Origin of the sequence: Muricauda brasiliensis (assembly GCF_003057865.1) — a bacterium.
GTDB classification, from domain to species: domain Bacteria; phylum Bacteroidota; class Bacteroidia; order Flavobacteriales; family Flavobacteriaceae; genus Flagellimonas; species Flagellimonas chongwuensis.
The window spans coordinates 565,937-584,964 of the sequence record NZ_QBTW01000011.1; the positions used below are offsets into that span (position 1 = coordinate 565,937).

At 42.0% G+C, this 19,028-nt stretch carries 17 protein-coding genes; all 17 read right to left on the reverse strand.

What is annotated here, in order from left to right; translation table 11 throughout:
- Positions 1-11 precede the first annotated feature (11 nt).
- Entirely contained in the window at positions 12-3,158 is a 3,147-nt protein-coding gene (locus DCK90_RS08460; RefSeq protein WP_108245741.1) for an efflux RND transporter permease subunit, read from the reverse strand.
- A gap of 30 nt (positions 3,159-3,188) precedes the next feature.
- Positions 3,189-4,268 (reverse strand): efflux RND transporter periplasmic adaptor subunit, encoded by a 1,080-nt coding sequence (locus DCK90_RS08465; RefSeq protein WP_234414679.1) that lies wholly within the window; start codon positions 4,266-4,268, stop codon positions 3,189-3,191.
- Positions 4,269-4,308: 40 nt separating this feature from the next.
- On the reverse strand, positions 4,309-4,788 hold the full coding sequence (locus DCK90_RS08470) for a GbsR/MarR family transcriptional regulator (protein WP_108245743.1): 480 nt from the start codon (positions 4,786-4,788) through the stop codon (positions 4,309-4,311).
- Between the two features lie 103 nt (positions 4,789-4,891).
- Positions 4,892-5,290, reverse strand: a complete 399-nt coding sequence (locus DCK90_RS08475) for a hypothetical protein (RefSeq protein WP_108245744.1) — start codon at positions 5,288-5,290, stop codon at positions 4,892-4,894.
- Between the two features lie 9 nt (positions 5,291-5,299).
- Positions 5,300-6,319 (reverse strand): phenylalanine--tRNA ligase subunit alpha, encoded by a 1,020-nt coding sequence (pheS, locus tag DCK90_RS08480; RefSeq protein WP_108245745.1) that lies wholly within the window; start codon positions 6,317-6,319, stop codon positions 5,300-5,302.
- Positions 6,312-7,004 (reverse strand): hypothetical protein, encoded by a 693-nt coding sequence (locus DCK90_RS08485; RefSeq protein ID WP_108245945.1) that lies wholly within the window; start codon positions 7,002-7,004, stop codon positions 6,312-6,314. The genes pheS and DCK90_RS08485 overlap by 8 nt, the downstream gene beginning before the upstream one ends.
- Positions 7,005-7,118: 114 nt before the next feature.
- A complete protein-coding gene (locus DCK90_RS08490) occupies positions 7,119-7,745 on the reverse strand; it encodes a carbonic anhydrase family protein (protein ID WP_108245746.1) in 627 nt (208 codons plus the stop codon).
- 10 nt (positions 7,746-7,755) lie between these two features.
- Entirely contained in the window at positions 7,756-9,339 is a 1,584-nt protein-coding gene (locus tag DCK90_RS08495; protein WP_108245747.1) for a SulP family inorganic anion transporter, read from the reverse strand.
- Between the two features lie 89 nt (positions 9,340-9,428).
- Positions 9,429-9,737, reverse strand: a complete 309-nt coding sequence (locus DCK90_RS08500; RefSeq protein ID WP_159075796.1) for a hypothetical protein — start codon at positions 9,735-9,737, stop codon at positions 9,429-9,431.
- A gap of 58 nt (positions 9,738-9,795) precedes the next feature.
- On the reverse strand, positions 9,796-10,554 hold the full coding sequence (locus DCK90_RS08505; protein ID WP_176619180.1) for an SH3 domain-containing protein: 759 nt from the start codon (positions 10,552-10,554) through the stop codon (positions 9,796-9,798).
- A 2-nt stretch (positions 10,555-10,556) separates the two neighbouring features.
- Complete coding sequence (locus DCK90_RS08510; RefSeq protein WP_108245750.1) at positions 10,557-12,344, reverse strand: BatD family protein; 1,788 nt, start codon at positions 12,342-12,344, stop codon at positions 10,557-10,559.
- Positions 12,344-13,219 (reverse strand): tetratricopeptide repeat protein, encoded by an 876-nt coding sequence (locus DCK90_RS08515; protein ID WP_394339700.1) that lies wholly within the window; start codon positions 13,217-13,219, stop codon positions 12,344-12,346. Before DCK90_RS08515 ends, DCK90_RS08510 begins: the two co-directional genes overlap by 1 nt.
- Positions 13,220-13,223: 4 nt before the next feature.
- Positions 13,224-14,276 carry a VWA domain-containing protein gene (locus DCK90_RS08520; RefSeq protein WP_108245752.1) on the reverse strand — a complete coding sequence of 351 codons (1,053 nt, stop codon included), beginning with the start codon at positions 14,274-14,276 and terminating at the stop codon, positions 13,224-13,226.
- 3 nt (positions 14,277-14,279) lie between these two features.
- Positions 14,280-15,278, reverse strand: coding sequence for a vWA domain-containing protein (locus tag DCK90_RS08525; protein ID WP_108245753.1), 999 nt, complete (start codon positions 15,276-15,278; stop codon positions 14,280-14,282).
- Positions 15,279-16,940, reverse strand: coding sequence for a BatD family protein (locus DCK90_RS08530; RefSeq protein WP_108245754.1), 1,662 nt, complete (start codon positions 16,938-16,940; stop codon positions 15,279-15,281).
- A complete protein-coding gene (locus tag DCK90_RS08535; protein WP_108245755.1) occupies positions 16,940-17,806 on the reverse strand; it encodes a DUF58 domain-containing protein in 867 nt (288 codons plus the stop codon). The genes DCK90_RS08530 and DCK90_RS08535 overlap by 1 nt, the downstream gene beginning before the upstream one ends.
- Positions 17,807-17,875: 69 nt before the next feature.
- On the reverse strand, positions 17,876-18,877 hold the full coding sequence (locus DCK90_RS08540; protein ID WP_108245756.1) for an AAA family ATPase: 1,002 nt from the start codon (positions 18,875-18,877) through the stop codon (positions 17,876-17,878).
- Positions 18,878-19,028 lie beyond the last annotated feature (151 nt).

Genomic DNA, 19,028 nt, shown 5'->3' on the forward strand with positions numbered 1-19,028 from the left:
TCAAAGGATAATTAGGCATTTTCTGCATTTTGAAGTTCTTCCGGTTTACCTGATATTCTTTCCTGAAGTGCTTGGAACACCACAAAGAGCACAGGTATGATAAACACACCCAAAATGGTTCCCACTAACATTCCTCCTACGGCACTCACACCAATAGATTGGTTTCCGATGGCTCCGATTCCCGATGAAAGTGCCAAAGGCAATAGACCAAAAATAAAAGCGAAAGATGTCATTAAAATGGGACGGAGTCTTGCTCGTGCCCCATCCGCAGCGGCATCGAACAATGATAGACCTGCTTTTCTACGTTGAAGTGCAAATTCCACGATCAGAATTGCGTTTTTGGCCAAGAGACCTATCAACATGATCAATGCAATCTGGAAGTAGATGTTGTTTTGCAACCCGGCCAGATTTATGAACAGAATAGCTCCCGCAATACCAAATGGCAACGATAATAATATGGAAAGTGGTAAAATGTAACTTTCATATTGAGCACTCAACAGGAAATAGACGAATATCAAACTCAAGATAAAGATGATGATGGTCTGCGAACCCGCATTGCTCTCTTCCCTTGTCAATCCAGAATAATCGTAGGTATATGAATTCGGAAGTACCTGGGCGGCAACCTCCTCGATGGCCGCAATGGCATCACCGGTACTGTAACCTGGATTTGGAACACCTGTAATGCTCACAGAACTCAACAAGTTGAATCGCTGTACCACTTCTGGACCATATATTTTTTTAAGATCCACAAATTGACTTACTGCAACCGATTCACCATTGCCGTTTCTCACAAAAATGTGATTTAACGAATTTTCATTGGCCCTATCTTCCGGTTTGGCCTGTATCATTACACGATATTGCTTACCAAACCGGTTAAAGTCAGTAGCATAGATTCCACCAAAATAGCCTTGTAACGCGTTGAAAATATCGGTAGCGGTAAGCCCGGCCATTTTCACTTTTTCCATATCGATATCCAAATCGAACTGTGGGAAACCTGGGTCGAACTGGGATATCGCATATTGCACTTCGGGCCTAGCGTTAAGGGCGCCCAAAAACTGATTTTTCACATCGTTGATGGAGTTCCAATCTTCGCCGGTCTTACTCTGCAACTGTACCTCGAATCCGGAACTTGTACCGAAACCTTGTATACTCGGAGGTGTAAAATAGATGATTTGAGCATCATTGAAACCTGCCGTAGTAGCATACAAACGTTGCATGGTGGCGTTTACCGATAGTGAATCTGCACCCCTTTCGCTCCAATCTTTCAACTTCATAATGGAGAATGCATACGAACCTGCACTCACGCGGTTCAACAAACTGAAACCGGCGACGCTCATCCGTGCATCGATCACGTCCATGGACTCGTAAATGGAGTCCAATTTCATGATAGTTTCTTCTGTCTTTTCTATTGTTGTTCCAGGAGGCATGCTCACATTGGCAAAGATCATTCCACGGTCTTCATCGGGAACGAAACCGGATGGTGTTGATCGAAACAAGAAGATGGCCAAAATACTAAAGCCCACTAAAAGAGCAAGAGTTACCCATTTACGTTTCACCAATGTCCCTATGGAATTGGTATATTTATTGGTCATTGCCGTGAACCCAACGTTGAAGGCGTTAAAAAACCTGTTCAAGAAATTGGATTTTTTACCCTTTTCATGGTCATGCGGCTTTAAGAACAAGGCTGCCAATGCCGGACTCAAGGTTAAGGCGTTGATGGCCGATATTAAGATGGCCACCGCCAAGGTGATACCGAACTGTTGGTAGAATACACCCGAAGATCCTTGAATAAAGGACACGGGGATAAATACCGCGGACATTACCAACGTTATGGAGATAATGGCCCCGGATATTTCGCTCATCGCACTTTTGGTCGCCGTTTTGGCCGAATCGGCCCCTTCTTCAAGTTTGGCGTGTACTGCTTCAACTACAACAATAGCATCATCCACCACAATACCGATTGCCAAGATCATGGCGAAAAGGGTCAACATATTGATGGAATATCCGAATAATTGCAGGAAGAAGAACGTACCCACAATGGCCACGGGAACCGCAATGGCCGGAATCAATGTGGACCTAAAGTCTTGGAGAAACAGGAATACCACAATAAATACGAGAATAAACGCCTCTATCAAGGTCTGGACCACGTGATCTATGGATGCATCCAAGAAATCTTTGGAGTTAAACGGGATTACATAATCCATCCCCTTTGGAAAATCCGCTTTGGAAGTTTCCAGGATGTTCTCGATCTCGTCGATGATCTCCTTTGCATTGGAACCAGAGGTTTGGTAAACCCCCACGGCAACACCGGGGTTTCCCATACCAGAGTTTTTTCTAACATAGCTCAATGCGCCCAGCTCAATTTCGGCTACATCTTTTAAACGAAGGAATCCGCCATCATCCGTGGTTCTAAGAATGATGTTTTCATACTCGGCGACATCGGACAATCGCCCTTTGTACTTCATCACATATTCAAAAATACCATCGGCATTTTCTCCGATTTTCCCCGTAGCAGCTTCGGTGTTTTGTTCCCTTAAAGCAGCTTGGATATCAGCCGGCACCAAGTTATAAGCGGCCATTTTATCAGGAGAAATCCAGATACGCATGGAATAATCCTTGGAACCGAATACGTTTACGTTACCTACACCTTTGATCCTTTGCAATTGGGGGACCAAGTTGATCTTGGCGTAGTTTTCCACAAAAGTGGCGTCGTAGTCCTCATTTTCAGAAAAAATAGAGAAGAACAACAAGGCACTGTTCTGTGCTTTCTGGGTGGTAACACCGGTATTGATTACCTCTTGCGGCAATAAGCTATTTGCCCTTGCCACACGGTTCTGTACGTTTACCGCGGCAATATCCGGGTCAACACCAAGTTCAAAGAACACACTGATGTTGGCAGCACCGTCGTTACTCGCGGATGAAGTCATGTAGGTCATTCCCTCCACACCATTTATTTGCTCTTCCAGCGGAATAACGACACTCTTAAGTACCGTTTCGGCGTTCGCACCGGTATAGTTGGCGGTAACCTGAACGGTCGGTGGAGCAATCTCTGGATATTGTTCTACGGGCAAAGTCGTAAGACCAAGGATACCCAATATCACTATGATAACGGATATTACCGTAGAGAGTACAGGTCTATCTATAAATTTTTGGAACATAAATATCTTGTTCTATATGATTGATGGTGATTATTGTTTTACAGGATTGATGGTCTGACCATCTTTAAGTTTGGATACGCCCTCGGTAACGATGGTACTTCCATTTTCCAATCCATCTTTCACGATGAACTCTTTATTGGTCTGCGCCGTAATGGTCAATGGAACCGTTTTTACCGTATTATCATCGTTCACTATGTACACCATTTTGGTGCCCTGAAGATCAACAGTGGCAAATTGAGGGATAACAAATACATCCTCATAAGTGGAAGGAACTTTTATGGTACCTGTACTACCCGAACTCAACAAGAGGTTCGGATTGTCAAAATCGGCCCTTAACGTCACGCTTCCGGTAGTTGGGTTGATGATATTGTTCACCATCGCAATTTTCCCTTTCTGAGGGTATGTCTCGCCATTGATCATCTCCAATTCAACTTCTGGTGCGTTTTCCGAAGAAGCTGTAGACCCATTGCCTGTCATTTGGCTCTTCATTTTTAGGAGCTGTTTTTCATTCATGGAGAAATAGGCGCGTATGCCACTGATATCGGACACCACAGTCAATGGATTTCCCATGGTACTACTTACCAAGGCACCAACTTTATAGGGTATTTCGCCAATGTAACCGTTTACAGGGCTAACAATATTGGAATAGCCAATGTTTGCGGTAATACTGCTATAATTGCTTTTTGCTTGTTGCAATTGGGCTTTTGCCGTTTCCAGTTGTACCTCGCTGATAATGTTCTTCTCTACCAATGGAACCAATTTGTCCACTTCAACCTGAGCGACATTTACGGCAGCTTTTGCCGCTTCTGCGTCTTGTGACAAAGTTTGTGTCTCCAATTTGAACAATAACTGGCCCTTGGTTACTTTTTGGCCTTCTTCTACATAAATATGCTGAACAAAACCAGAGACTTTCGGCCAGATCTCAACGTTTTGGACACCTTGGATATTTGTGGAATAGGAATCGAAAAGCGTTATATCCTGCTTTTCCAAAGTGCTTACTTTTAGCGACGGTGCTTGCTGTGCAGGGGCCTGTTGTTGCTGATTTTTACCCCCACAGGCTATGAATAAAAGTACACTTGATGATGCTAAGATTGATTTGATTGTTTTCATGTACGAAATTACTTTGCTACTTTTTTGGTTGTTGGAGTGACTACTCATTTAAAATTGATTCGAGTTTCTTGATTGATTTTTTCAAGGTTTTTTCGGATTCGTTTACGTAGTCCAGATATACTCTGGTACGAATCTGTCCTTCTTCAAATTTTTTAGGACAGTATTTTTCGTGATAACCCATTACCAAAGTGATAATGTGCTTCTCACGTTCAATACGTTTTAAATTTTCCTGAAGTTTGGATAAAAAGAAAGTTTTCTTCTTCGCAGTTTTAAAATACCGCTTTCGATCACCGGGCTTTGTGAAATAGGATAAGAGCCCCATATTCACTAAAAGATTGAGAGATGTCGATATAGAGCTTTTACTGGCATTGAGCCTGTCCAAACAACTATCAAATGTAAGCCCGTCCTTATCGGTTAAAATTAAGACGGCATAAATTCGAGCGGCTAAAGGAGGTAGATTATGTTCCTCTTCTAAGTGGAGACCAATAGTTTCTACAATTTCTTCCTTCGATTTTTCCATAAAATGGATTTTGAAGGCGCAAATTTACAATTGGTTCGGAACCAACCGAACTAAATGAACCTAAATGTTTGTTAAAAGTTAAATCTTGATTTTATTTGATAAATCAACCTTCAGGAAGAATCCCATCTTTTTCTATAATGGGAATGGGGGTAAGACTGTTTTCCGTTATGGAGTTTTTGGGAAACAGGAATCTTTTTTCAAAGAGTTTGTTCTCGGCAAAAAAGGTAACAAAGAACTCATTATTGAGGGCTAGCAACTCTTCTTGTAGAAACTCAATTTTTTTGAAGGACTTTGCTTCCACGATCCCAATACCGTGACGCATGGTGGATGTTTTCTTGTCTCCGTCAAAACCTTTGGAAACTACAATGGTCATTTCAATGGCATCCGACCGGTTATTGATCAGGTACACGTTCCATTCTTTGGATAGAAATTCATCGTTCCACTCCCTGATGACCACAACGTGGACATCCTTGGCTACAGGAATTTCAATATCCTTTTTCATGACTTGGGTTTACAGTGCGCTTTTGAACTGTTCCAAAAAGCGGACATCATTTTCGCTGAGCAATCGAATATCGGAAATTTGGTGAAGCAGTAAAGCAATACGGTCTATTCCCATACCAAAAGCAAACCCCGAATATACTTCAGGGTCTATTCCACAATTCTTTAGAACGTTAGGATCCACCATGCCACAGCCCATAATTTCCAACCATCCGGTGCCTTTGGTCATACGGTAATCGGTTTCAGTTTCAAGTCCCCAGTACACATCAACTTCGGCACTTGGCTCTGTGAAGGGAAAGTAGGATGGACGCAGTCTTATTTTAGACTTACCGAACATTTCCGAAGTAAAATATTGCAAAGTCTGCTTCAAATCCGCAAAGGACACGTTTTTATCTACGTACAATCCCTCTACCTGATGAAAAAAGCAATGCGAGCGGGCGGAAATGGCCTCGTTCCTGTACACACGTCCGGGAGAAATGGTTCTAATGGGCGGTTTATTGGCCTCCATATATCGTACCTGAACCGATGAGGTGTGGGTACGTAGCAATATATCTGGGTCGGTTTGAATAAAAAAGGTATCCTGCATATCCCTTGCCGGATGATACTCGGGCAAATTCAAAGCTGTAAAATTGTGCCAGTCATCTTCAACCTCTGGTCCTTCAGAAACATTAAAACCAATTCTAGAAAAAATATCGATGATTTGGTTCTTAACAATACTGATAGGGTGTCGAGCCCCTATTTCGACCGGCTCACCGGGACGGGTCAAATCACCATATTTTCCGGCGGATTCTGCTTGGCTCTCTAATGCATCCTTTAACGCATTGACTTTTTCAGTAGCCGTGGTTTTTAATTGATTGATTACTTGTCCAAACTCCTTTTTCTGCTCGTTGGGAACATTTTTGAATTCGGCAAAGAAACCGTTCAATAGACCTTTTTTCCCCAAATATTTGATTCGGAAAGCCTCTATTTCTTCTTTGGATGTCGAAGTGAACTTTTCAACTTCGGCAATATGTTCCTTTATGGTATCAATCATGACTACTTTGGCTATTGGCGGACAAATTTAGCAAATTGTCCTTGAATATGTAGGTAATTAAAAAATGAACTGCAATACCACCCAAAAGATGCCAAAGCCAATGGGTCCCCATAGGAAAGAAGTTTTGATGTAGATCTATGCTCCGAAAGAAAATCGCAACCCCAAAAATGATGAAGGCGGTTACCACCAAGCCCAAATTTTTCCCTTTGGTCTTAATCAAATACCAGATGATGGGTACCAATATGGTTGTAGCTGTAATGATGTATCCCAAAGAAATTCTCAACCCAGATGGCAGGCGAAGAATCCGTAATAAAAAAGAAGCGCCAAGCAGTATTATGATCCATAGAAGCCTTTGCCACCAAGGTTTAACGAGCTTGAAAATAAAATAGACCACCAATGCGGCACAAAGAAACATTATCGGCATCCAATCCAAACGAAGCCAAAATTCGTGGCTTCGGGTAGCATGATAGATGGTTCCTCCTATATAACTGATTCCAATAACAGGAAGTACCCAAGCTAAAAATCGGTGTCGCGACGGGTTTTTATATACTTTGAAGCCCCAATACATGATCAAGACCAAAAAGATTAGGTTGCTAAAGGTATTGAAAGGTTCCACGGGAAGCCTTCCTTCCAGAGTTTCCAAATAGATGGGTCCAGAATCATTAGGAAATTTTATTGGAATCATGTTATAATTAAATAGAGAAGTGGTAAAATACAGCAATGCTACGAGCATCTCCAAATATCCTCCATAAAAAAAGCCGATGGAACCATCGGCTTGTATATTTGAAGTGTTATTGGATTAAAGAAAAGTAACCTTTCCATCGGAGATGTCGTACATGGCACCCACTATGGCAATTTCACCTTTTTCTTCCATTTCTTTTAAGATGACACTTTGGTTTCTGATATTTTCCAAGGCCATCTCCACATTTTTCATGGCAACGGCATCCACAAAATCCAGATTTTTCGAATTTCTGAGTTCCTCATCTTTTGGCTCTTTTACCGCATAAACCGCAGGCTCAATTTTATTGATCAAACTGGTTAAATTGCCCATTCTGGCATGGTCACAGGCACCTTTTACCGCACCGCAACTGGTATGGCCCAATACCACAATGGCCTTTGTTCCTGCCAGTTTGCATCCAAACTCCATACTCCCCAAAATGTCTTGGTTGATGAAGTTTCCCGCAATCCTAACGCTGAAAATATCACCAAGTCCTTGGTCAAAAACCAATTCCGCAGACACCCTAGAGTCTATACAGCTTAATATAGTGGCAAAGGGAAACTGGCCGTCCTTGGTATCGTTTACCTGTTCCAAAAGGTTTCTGTTCGCCTTTAAATTTCGTTGGAAACGCTCATTGCCCTCCTTCAAAAACTGAATAGCTTTTTTGGGCGACATGGTCGCTTGTGTTTCTTTTGTATGTGCTTTCATTTCTATTTTTTTATGCTGTTTTTTTAGGTCTTAGATTAAAAAACTCGATATAGCTTTCAGGGTTTTCGATTTCACCTCTTTCCGAAATAATTTTAATATCAATGTTTCTGTTCTTCGCCTTGCTTGAAAAATCTTCTAGAATTTCTACGATATCATTGTCAAGATAACGTGTTTTTCTAACATCCAAAGTTAGGTAAGAATTTTCTGGAATACTGTCCAGTTCTTTCAAAATGGCACCTTTGTTAAAAAAGGTAACTTCTTCCGCCAAGGTCATCTTTATTTTATGGGACCCGTTACCACTGTCCTCAATATGCAAAAAGTGGGAGTTTTGATAACTTTTTATCAAGACTACGACGATACCAACACCTAGGCCCAAACTAATTCCGACCAAAAGATCGGTAAAAACGATTCCTACAACTGTTACCACAAAAGGGATAAACTGTTTCCATCCTGCTTGGTACATTGTCTTGAAAAGGCTTGGTTTGGCAAGTTTATAGCCCACCACAAATAGGATTGCCGCCAAAACGGACAAAGGTATCATATTGAGTAGCTTGGGTATCAAAATTACCGATCCCAATAGGAAAAACCCGTGAATGATTGCGGACGCTTTTGTTTTTCCACCAGATTGAATGTTTGCGGAGCTACGAACAATTACTTGTGTAACGGGGAGACCGCCGATAAGTCCGGAAAGGGTGTTACCAACTCCTTGAGCCATAAGCTCGCGATTTGTTGGCGTGGTCCGTTTTTCGGGATCTAACTTGTCCGTAGCTTCTACACAAAGCAAGGTCTCCAAACTGGCAACAAGGGCTATGGTAAAGGCCGTTACCCAAACATCCGTGTTGGAAATAGCGGAAAAGTTGGGGAAACTAAAAAACCCCATAAAAGACTCGAAGCTATCTGGCACGGGAACCTTTACCAAATGCTCGGCAGAAATTCCCCAAGTGGAGTCTCCTTGGGTAATAGTAAAATAAACGATACCGGCCACAACTGCTACAACGGGCCCTTGAATCAATTCAAATATCTTTGATTTTTTTGTCAATACCGTACTCCATAATAAGAGGATGGCCAATCCAATTACAGCGATTAAGGTCGCCCCTGGACTTATATAGTTGATGGAGTTGATGATCTCACTAAAGGTGTTTTCACCGTCCACCTGAAAAAATGCCCAGTCGCCTTCTGGATCGGCATCATAGCCGAAAAAGTGGGGGATTTGTTTTAAGATTATTATGATACCTATACCTGTAAGCATTCCTTTAATTACAGATGATGGAAAATAATAGGCAATGATACCTGCTTTCAAAAGTCCGAAAACAAGTTGGATGATACCGCCCAATACCACGGCCACTAAAAAATTTTGATATCCGCCAAGTGTTCCAATAGCGGTAAGTACTATAGCTGCAAGTCCTGCAGCAGGACCACTTACCCCAATTTGTGAGCCACTAAGTGCCCCTACGACGATTCCGCCTACAATACCTGCAATAAGTCCCGAGAACAACGGGGCGCCACTGGCCAAAGCAATACCCAAACAAAGGGGGAGTGCCACAAAAAAGACCACTATACTGGCAGGCAAGTCATTTTTAATATACTTGAACATGATGATGTGTATGATTACTCTTCTATTTTTTGGTTAGGTTTTTTATAGAAGAAGGTTAAAAATTTGATTTAGAACTTAAGGTTTAAAGTTTACACCAAATTTCTGGGGGGAGGGTCCAAGATTTCTACGGTATAATCCGAAAAAGGGAAAATATACCCAAGATACCCCATAGAGCTATCCTGTGAGAAGTGTTGATTATGTGATTCAAAAAAGTATTTATAGAACGTATCGGCCTCATCAAATTTTTTGATGGTGATAGTTTTACTGCTCTTTTCCTCTTCTGCCGCACCAATAATCATTGTTTTGCCCAATTCTTTATCCAACAAGGGAACAATCGGGGATACTGATAAGGCAAATATCAGTAACAATGATATAATAGGGAACAGGAGTGTCTTCACAAAAACATCAATTTTATCTAAAATAAGGAATTCTGGGCAAGCAAAGGGGGTTTTTTGTCTAAAACTCCTTTATTTTCTTGATACTGTCAACCTGTAACCAACCTGTTTGTCCATCTGCAATACGAATCCTCCTCCATTCGTCGAGTTCGTCCAAAACGTTCACTTTGGTTCCTTCGTGAAGAGTAAAAGTTGTACTACTGTTTACGTTCGGTTCTGCATTTACGTTGACTTCTTTTGCAAATATAATAGCAGGGTCGTCGTTCTTGTTCTGTTGGTGGTTAAGGTAAGCCAATAAAACACAGACCAAACAGAGAACAAGCGATAGCATACTGAAAATAAAGGCTGCTCTCTTTTGGTTGGCAGGCCTTAAGAAGTAGTAGGCCATGTACGCAAGCACAAATAAAAAGACAAGTGCAATGGCCAGGTAAGACCATTGGTCCGATGTGAATGTTCCAACAACGGAATTGTATATTCTTGACATCTCCGTTTTTGGCATTTCCTCTATAGCATCAAGCCTCATATTTTGCGCAAATGCTAAATTATTTCGGATTTCTTTGTTATTGGGGCTCAAAAGCAGCGCTTTTTCGTAGTAGTAAATACTCGGCCCAATGGCATTGAGTTTGTAATAACAATTCCCCAAATTGAAATATAACGAAGCGGAATGTTGGCCATTATCAAGAATTTCCTTGTAATTATCTATAGCTGCAGCATATTCGGCATCATTATACAGTTCCGTTGCTCTATTAAATAACGCTTCGTTTTGGGCAAAACCAAAAGAGAAGGAAAGCAGAAATATCAAAAATGCAATTTTCTTCATGATCATAGTTGTTTGTCCAAATTAGAGATTATCTCACTCGCCTTTTCATAATCCTGTTGCATCTGTACATTGGAGAAAGGACTGTAACGTGCCATTTCACAACTGGTCAATAAACTTATAAAGCCTTGGATGTCCGAATTGTTTACATTTTTTTCAGAAAGGATGCTCGTAATTTTATCCTTGCTGAACTCAGAGGTCTCAATATGCAATTTGGCTTTCAAATAATTATGAAGCCCCTTTTCCAAGGCCACATAAAAGGCTTCTTTGTTACCGAGTTCTTTTTTGGCCGTTGAAAGATATTTTCTGGCCAATCTGTTTGCTCTTTTGATTTTATTGCCCACAACATCGCTAGCTATTGCTTCTCGTTTTTTAAACGTAAAAATGGCAATGGGAATCAATACTAATGGTGCAAACAATAAAATGAAGAACAGGTTGGAGCCAAAGAATCGTTCCGACGTTATGGCACTTAGATTTGGATTTATATTGATAAAGTGGAATTGATCTCCCGTAGGAACAACCACTTGTTTGTTGGATGATGGACCGGCCAAAGTTCCTGAACTGGCTGTTGGTCCCTCTACCACCTCGATATTTATTTCTTCCGAACTTATAGTCTCGTATTTGCCTGTACCCGGATTAAAAAAGCTGAAAGATATGCTGGGTATAGGGTATTTTCCCCTAAATGATGGTACAATAGTATAATTGTTGGACACTTTGCCTTCCATACCAGAGCTGTACGTATTTATGGATTCCTCATACTCTGGATCGTAGACCTCCAATGAACTGGGAAGTTCGGGTTCCGGGAGTTGGAATAATTTTAGGTTGCCCTTTCCAGAAACCTCCACCTTTGCCTGTAGCGATTCCGAGGCGTTCAACTGTGTTTTGCTAGTGGTTACCGAAAAGTCGAAATCACCAACAGCACCACTAAAACCTGCTGGTTTTCCTGCTTCAGGCAATGGTTTGACATTGATGGTTCTGCTTCCTGCGGATACCGTCTTGCTGGTTGAGGTATAAATCCTTCCGCCGAAAAAGTCACGACGGTTCGTTGGAACGTCCACAAATATTTCCAAGGAAAGCGGTTCAATGTTCAATTGACCGGATTTTTGAGGATATAGCACAACACGCTTTAAGACCACGTAGCGGTATGGTTTGCCTTGATAGGTGCCATTTTGTGCAGTATGCTTGGTCACAGGAATGTCCTGGCTCCAAAAATTGTTATACGTAGGGTTGTCCAATGGTCGATAGTTGGTGACGCTTACGTTAGGACTCACATACAGTTTATATATGACCGTAACGGCTTCGTTCATGTACGGGTTGCCTTTGGATACTTCTGCCACCAGATGAAGGTTTTCGTCGGCAACATCGTCTACGGTTTTCTGAGAATTGGGTTTGTCCACCGCTGCGGTCACCTCAACTTTTTGTGGTGTGGTCTTGTAGGTCTGCCCTTCGATTTCTATGGTCGCTTGATTGATCGTAAAGCTGCCTCTTGCAGTGGGGACCAAAATATAGGTATAGGTCTTGGAAAAGCTTCTTTTGCCATTTATCCAAGATGAGCTGATAGATTGTGATGGCCCCATAACCACATTGAATCCTTCAAATTGTGGTGGCTTAAAGTTGTCTCCATCCTTGTTCATGGTAAAATCTACCCTCAGACGCTCATTGACTCCCAATTCCTGTTTGCTCAAGTTCATTGTGAACTCTACCCCTTCGGTTTCATCTTGGGCATGCGAATGAACCCCCACAAGGAGGAACATTCCCAAAAAAAGCAATATGTTGCTCTTCAACAGTTTCATTACCAGTCCTTCTCGTTTTTGACCTTTTTTCCTCGTACTTTACGGGCCTCCATTTTTTCCTGAACTTTTTTCTCTTCGTTCTGCATGGCCTCTAGTAAATTCTGGATTTGCTGTTCAGAAAGTTGGTTGGGCCTTGGCTGTTGTTGTTTGTCATTGGGTTGGTCACCTTCATTAGGTTTCTTCTCTTGCTCTTTTTTCTTATCGCCTTCGCCCTCTTTATTTTCTTCGGGCTTGTTTTCACCATTATCACCTTGGTCACCTTTATCCTTGTTTTCGTCTTCTTTTTGTTCGCCCTCGTCCTTTTTCTCGTTATCTCCCCCTTCGTTGTTCTGATCCTTGTTTTTGTCCTTGTCCTCGTTTTCTTCGTCTTTTTTGTCTTCGTTGTCCTGATTTTGGTCGTTCTTTTGCTCGTCCTGTTGTTTTTCCAGCATTTTTTTGGCCAAAGCAAGATTATAACGGGTCTCGTCGTCGTTGGGATTTTTTCGCAATGCCTGTTTGTATGCCTCAACAGCTTGTTTATAGTCTTTTTGTTTCATGAACACATTGCCCATGTTGTGGAATGCCTTGTGCTTTTCTCCTTTTTCTTCGGCAGTATCACTGGCTTCCTTGTAACGTCCAAAGGCTTCGCCAAAACTTTCCCTGTTATAATAAGCATTACCTAGGTTAAATCTTGCCACGGCATTTTTATTGCTTTTGGATATGGCTTTCCTGTAGTCGGCCTCTGCCGTTACAAAATCATTTGAGGTAAGCTCTTCATTGGCCTCAAAGGTGAGGTTTTTAGAAGCTTGCAATGCTTTTTCTGCTTCTCTGTTGGCTTTTTCGGTAATGTCATCTTGGGCTTGGACCGCGCCAAAACATAGCAATAGTCCAAACATCAACTTAATCTTGTTCATCATCATGCTCATTAAAAAGATTCAGTTTTTTCAACCATTGTGTTTTTCTATCCAAAACGAAGATGTCCAAAAATAGAAATAAAAAACCGGCGGCAAGAAACCATTGAAACTGGTCTTTGTACTCGGCAAACTGTTTGGCTTCAAATTCCGTTTTGTCCATTCGGTTTAGTTCTTCTTTGATGTATTCCACGGCATTTTCCGTATTGGAACCATCAATATATTCGCCATTGCCCTGACTGGCAATCTCTGTCAATACGTTTTCGTTCAGTTTGGTGATGACCACTTCTCCATTGTTGTCCTTTTTCAAGCTTTCCACGATTCCGTTTCGCTTGATGGGAATCGGAGCTCCCTTGGTGCTACCTACCCCAATGGTATAGACGCGGATTCCATTTTGTGTAGCTTTTTCAACAGCATTTATGGTAGAACTTTCGGAATGGTCCTCTCCGTCAGAAACAATAAAAAGTACTCTGTTCGTTTGCTGGGAATCGTCATAGTAGGTGCTGGCCAAATCTATAGCTGCGTTGATGGCGGTTCCTTGTGATGACAACATATCGGTGTTCATGCTCTGTAAGAACATTTTTGCCGCTCCGTAGTCCGTAGTGATGGGGAGTTGGGGATAGGCCTGACCGGCATAGGCAATGATACCGATTCGGTCGCTGGCCAATTGGTTGATGATTTCCGAGACAATGCGTTTGGATTTTTCCAATCGGTTGGGCGCAATGTCCTCTGCCAGCATACTTTTGGAAACGTCTAGTGCGAATACAATATCTACTCCTTCACGTTTTACGGTTTCCAATTTTGTGCCGATTTTTGGATTCACCAGTCCCAAAACCAAAAACGAAATACCCATCAATAAGAGCACCAATTTAAGTGTGGATTTAAAGTTTGACTTATTTGGCGCCAAGCGTCTCAATAGCTTTAAATCAGCAAAACGCTTCTGTGTTTTTTTCTTCCAAATTTGAAGAAAAAAGAACGCCAGGGCCATAACCGGGATTATGGCCAAGAGGTAGAAATATATTTTTTCGTCAAACTGAATCATCTTCTAAATAAAACTTTTAAAGATCGAGTTTCGCAATCCCCATTCCAACAACAGTAAAATTCCGGCCAAGAAAATCAATGGCCTGAATTTTTCCTCGTATTTGTAATACTTGAACTCTTCTATTTCTGTTTTTTCCAATTTGTTGATCTCGTCGTAAATAGCTTCCAAAGACTCATTGTCGGTAGCACGGAAATATTTTCCACCGGTTACATCGGCAATCTCTTCAAGCAACTCCTCATCGATTTCTACTTGTCGCATTCCGTACCTGTAAGACCCGTCTCTGTTATATGCGATTGGGGATAAAGCATTTCCGTTGGTGCCAATACCAATAGTGTATGTCTTAATCCCAAATTCGATTGCAAGATCGGCTGCGGTTCTAGGCTCAATAAAGCCAGAATTATTGACACCGTCCGTTAAAAGAATGATAACTTTACTGATGGCCTTGCTTTCTTTTAGGCGGTTAACCGATGTGGCCAGTCCCATTCCTATGGCCGTACCGTCTTCCAATACCCCATAAGTGATTTCTTCCAAAGAATTCAGAACAATGGCTTTGTCACTGGTGATAGGTGTTTTGGTATAACTTTCAGCGGCATAACTTACCAAACCGATTCGGTCGTTTGGGCGCCCTTCGATAAAATCGGCCGCTACTTCTTTTAAGGCGGTCAATCGGTCCGGTTTAAGGTCACGTGCCAACATACTGGACGAGACATCAATGGCCATCACAATATCGATACCCTTCGTGGTTTTTGTCCTCGTTGAAATATCCTCCGTTTGAGGTCTTGCCAATGCCGTTATTATGGCAGCCAAGGCCAAAAGGCGGATTACTAACAGGATGGGTTTCAATTTTGAGGCCCAGCTCGTTACCGTAAACCCTTTGATACTGGAAATGCGGAGGGATGCCATTTCATTTTTCCGTTTGAAAAAATACCATAGCAAAGCCAATGGCAGCAGTAATAGCAGCCAGAAAAATTCAGGGTTTGCAAATTCTATATTCTCAAACATTTATACTTGTGTTTTTACGTCAAGACTTCCTAAAATCCGGTCAACGATCTGTTCTGCATATTCATCTTCTTCTTCCCAAGTGATTACCACCTGTTGGACAAAACCTTTACCGCCAAAGGTGAGAATGTTGTATTTGGCCCTTTTGGAGTCTCCATTGGGTCGTTCCAGAGTTCCGGTGCCATAAGTTTTCAATCCTTTTACACCGGATTGCGTAACAAATTCCTCTTGTTTGGTAATAATGTTTTTAAGCCCTAGTTGTTCAAAATTGGCTAAGGTGGAACCGATAACCGCATCAAATTGAGGTTCTTCTTTTTCTTCTTTAAAGGTGATAGAGCTTGTGCTTACGGAAAAAATCCCGACATAACTTCCATAGGAAAAGGCCTGAAGTTCTTTGATGAGTTCCCCGGTTTCTTTAGGTAGTTGTGGCTCTTGGCGCACCAAAACCTCCGGAGTTTCTATTTGAATGGGAGGAAAACCATACGAGCTGGCCACCCACTCACTCTCCAATAAATCTTTGGTGGGGTAACCAAAGACGGTGTCACGCACTTTTTTGGTTCCAAAATAAATGGTAGACCCAATACCGCCCAGAACAATGATCCCTGCAAAAATGGCCGCGGCCCAATAGATTCTTTTTCGTTGTTTTTTTCTTGCAAGTTCTTCCAGATATTCCTCGTCCAACAACAAGTCTTCTTCGGTTGGCTCGGGTAGTCCCGCATGCGTTTTGGTCACGATTTCCTCGACCAATTTTCTATCCTGTTCTGCAACGGATGATGCAGGTTTGTTCTTGGCAAACTTTACCAAATCCGCTGTTTGCAATATTTTTTGAAATTGTTGGATGGTATCATCCTCTAACTTAAGTTCACCGGCATCGCGCAACATTTCCAATTTGGTGATGAGCTCCGAGGTGGTACTTTCCATGGCCGTTACGTGTACATCTTCTTCCAAATAGGAACGAACAATATCGGTAAGCTCCGAATAGTACTGTTTGTACTCATCCTGAATGAGATACCTCGAATTCTCCAGCTTTTTTAATTCAATCAAAGCCCGGTCGTAGGGAGGGAGCAAGGCGACTTTCTCTTCCTCGGTCAATGGCTTTTTGCGCAAAAAGAACCAATAGACCAATCCACCTACCACAATCAGTCCTAAAAGAATCCAAAGTGCGGTAAGCCACATATCGGCCGTGCTTCGCTCTACCTCAATCAAGGGTTTTATGTCGTACATCTTTTGTTTGGTAGTGTCCACGACCACATCGGCGACCTTCACTTGGAAGGAATCCGTGAAAAAGGGTTGCTCGTTGATGGCGATTCGCTGTGGTGGAATAGTGTACGCACCGCTATCAAACTGTGTGAGCGAATATATTTTTTGAAGAATGACCTTGTTATCATTTTTGAGGGTGTCGGCCATTATGGCCTCTACGGTTTCAAGAGGGGAAAAGGTTTGTCCTTCGGGGAAAAAGACAACATCGGTGGAGTCTGCTTCAACCGTGATTTTGTATTCGATTTGTTCCCCTATTTTGATGGCCAAGGTGTCTACTTCGGCATTTACCTTGGGTACTGTTTGCGAAAAACCGAGCATGGGCCAAAGCAATAGTAACAAAAAAGCACCCAAAATGTGTTGGGTTCCTTTTATGTTTCCAATTTTATGTAGGTTGTCCATTCGCATTATCCTCTTCGTTTAAAATAGCCCAACAGCTTTTTTACATAACTTTCATCGGCCCGACAATTGATTACACCACATCCAGATTTATTAAAGGAATTGGAAAAATAGGCCACTTTGTCCTTGTAATGTTGTTCGTAAGCTGAACGTACTTGTTTGGATTGGGTGTTCACCAATTGAATCTCTCCTGTTTCGGCATCTTGCATTTGCACCATGCCCAAGTTTGGGATGGTTTCTTCGCGCTCATCATACACCCGTATTCCTGTAACATCATGCTTGTTGCCCACAATGCGAAGCGTATTGTCATAGTCGTCCGCGATAAAATCTGAAAGCACAAAAACAATGGCTTTTTTCTTCATCACATTGGTGAGGAACTTTAATGCCTCCGCTAGATTGGTTTCACTGCTTTTTGGCTGGAATTCCAGCAATTCTCTAATGATTCTGAGTACGTGGCTTTTTCCCTTTTTAGGAGGGATAAAAAGCTCTACTTCATCGGAAAACAAAATCACACCTACTTTATCATTGTTTTGAAGTGCGGAAAAGGCAAGCGTAGCGGAAATTTCTGTGACAATTTCTTTTTTGAATTGGTTGGAAGTTCCAAAAAGTTCCGAGCCACTAACATCTACCATCAACATCATGGTAAGTTCGCGCTCCTCTTCAAAGACCTTTACGTAAGGTTCATTGTAGCGTGCCGTCACGTTCCAGTCAATGCTTCGAACATCGTCCCCGAACTGATACTGGCGTACCTCGCTGAACGTCATCCCCCGACCTTTGAACGTAGAGTGGTATTCCCCACCAAAAATATGGTCGGAAAGACGTCGGGTCTTGATTTCAATTTTGCGTACTTTCTTTAGTAGTTCCTTTGTATCCATTTGGTTCAAGAAAAATAGGTTTTCGGGTTGGTTAAAGTATTGCTACTTAGTCCGATAAACATTGAACCGCTAAGGCACTTCTACCTCGTTTACAATCTTGTTGATGATTTCTTCTGAAGTAATATTTTCTGCCTCGGCCTCATAAGTGATTCCGATTCTGTGACGAAGTACATCGTGCACTACGGCCCTTACATCTTCGGGAACCACGTAACCTCTTCTTTTGATGAACGCATAGCACTTGGACGCGTTGGCCAAGTTGATACTACCCCTTGGGGAGGCACCAAAACTGATGAGAGGTTTCAAGCTCTCCAAGTTGTATTTTTCCGGGTATCGCGTAGCGAAAATGAGGTCGAGTATGTATTTTTCGATTTTTTCGTCCATGTAAACCTCACGAACGGTTTCTTGGGCCCTAAGGATTTGCTCCAAGGAAACTACAGGCTTAATGGGTTCGGTTGCACCTTTTAGGTTTTGACGAATGATAAGCTGCTCCTCGTTGAGTTTCGGATAATCGATTACCGTTTTCAGCATAAATCGGTCCACCTGAGCTTCAGGAAGTGGATAAGTTCCTTCTTGTTCCACAGGGTTTTGTGTGGCCATTACCAAAAACGGCTTGTCCAAAACAAAGGTTTCGTCGCCGATGGTCACCTGCTTTTCCTGCATGGCTTCCAACAGCGCGGATTGCACTTTGGCAGGGGCCCTGTTGATTTCATCCGCTAGGACAAAGTTGGCAAAAATGGGTCCTTTTTTAATGGAGAAATCGTTCTCTTTGATATTGTAGATCAGCGTACCGACAACGTCTGCCGGTAACAAATCGGGCGTAAACTGTATTCTACTGAAACTTCCCTTTACGGCTTTTGCCAATGTGTTGATGGCTAAAGTCTTTGCCAATCCGGGAACACCTTCAAGGAGAATGTGGCCTTTTCCTAAAAGACCTATCAATAGGCGTTCTACCATATGGTTTTGCCCTACTATCGCTTTGTTCATTTCAACCCTTAAGAGGTCAATAAAAGCGCTTTCCTGGGCAATTTTCTCATTAACAGCACTAATATCAATAGTAGTGTTTTCTTCCATTATATACTTTTATTGTTTGGTGTTAAGGTCGGGGTTTTTACTAAGGTGTGCAAAATGAAAATTTATTTAAAACCTGCCTGTTAATTAATGGTTAAAAAAAACGCTAAACCCCTAGTTTTATGAAGGATTTAAGGGTTTAATTTTATACTTT

Bases quoted from the DNA above. Each gene is read 5' to 3' on its own strand.
- DCK90_RS08515 (WP_394339700.1), bottom strand. From the start codon at position 13,219: ATGTTTGGACTATTGCTATGTTTTGGCGCGGTCCAAGCCCAAGATGAC.
- pheS (WP_108245745.1), bottom strand. From the start codon at position 6,319: ATGATTGATACCATAAAGGAACATATTGCCGAAGTTGAAAAGTTCACT.
- DCK90_RS08490 (WP_108245746.1), bottom strand. From the start codon at position 7,745: ATGAAAGCACATACAAAAGAAACACAAGCGACCATGTCGCCCAAAAAA.
- DCK90_RS08540 (WP_108245756.1), bottom strand. From the start codon at position 18,877: ATGGAAGAAAACACTACTATTGATATTAGTGCTGTTAATGAGAAAATT.
- DCK90_RS08520 (WP_108245752.1), bottom strand. From the start codon at position 14,276: ATGATTCAGTTTGACGAAAAAATATATTTCTACCTCTTGGCCATAATC.
- DCK90_RS08470 (WP_108245743.1), bottom strand. From the start codon at position 4,788: ATGGAAAAATCGAAGGAAGAAATTGTAGAAACTATTGGTCTCCACTTA.
- DCK90_RS08495 (WP_108245747.1), bottom strand. From the start codon at position 9,339: ATGTTCAAGTATATTAAAAATGACTTGCCTGCCAGTATAGTGGTCTTT.
- DCK90_RS08460 (WP_108245741.1), bottom strand. From the start codon at position 3,158: ATGTTCCAAAAATTTATAGATAGACCTGTACTCTCTACGGTAATATCC.
- DCK90_RS08510 (WP_108245750.1), bottom strand. From the start codon at position 12,344: ATGAAACTGTTGAAGAGCAACATATTGCTTTTTTTGGGAATGTTCCTC.
- DCK90_RS08465 (WP_234414679.1), bottom strand. From the start codon at position 4,268: ATGAAAACAATCAAATCAATCTTAGCATCATCAAGTGTACTTTTATTC.
- DCK90_RS08535 (WP_108245755.1), bottom strand. From the start codon at position 17,806: ATGGATACAAAGGAACTACTAAAGAAAGTACGCAAAATTGAAATCAAG.
- DCK90_RS08475 (WP_108245744.1), bottom strand. From the start codon at position 5,290: ATGAAAAAGGATATTGAAATTCCTGTAGCCAAGGATGTCCACGTTGTG.
- DCK90_RS08505 (WP_176619180.1), bottom strand. From the start codon at position 10,554: ATGAAGAAAATTGCATTTTTGATATTTCTGCTTTCCTTCTCTTTTGGT.
- DCK90_RS08530 (WP_108245754.1), bottom strand. From the start codon at position 16,940: ATGCGAATGGACAACCTACATAAAATTGGAAACATAAAAGGAACCCAA.
- DCK90_RS08525 (WP_108245753.1), bottom strand. From the start codon at position 15,278: ATGTTTGAGAATATAGAATTTGCAAACCCTGAATTTTTCTGGCTGCTA.
- DCK90_RS08485 (WP_108245945.1), bottom strand. From the start codon at position 7,004: ATGATTCCAATAAAATTTCCTAATGATTCTGGACCCATCTATTTGGAA.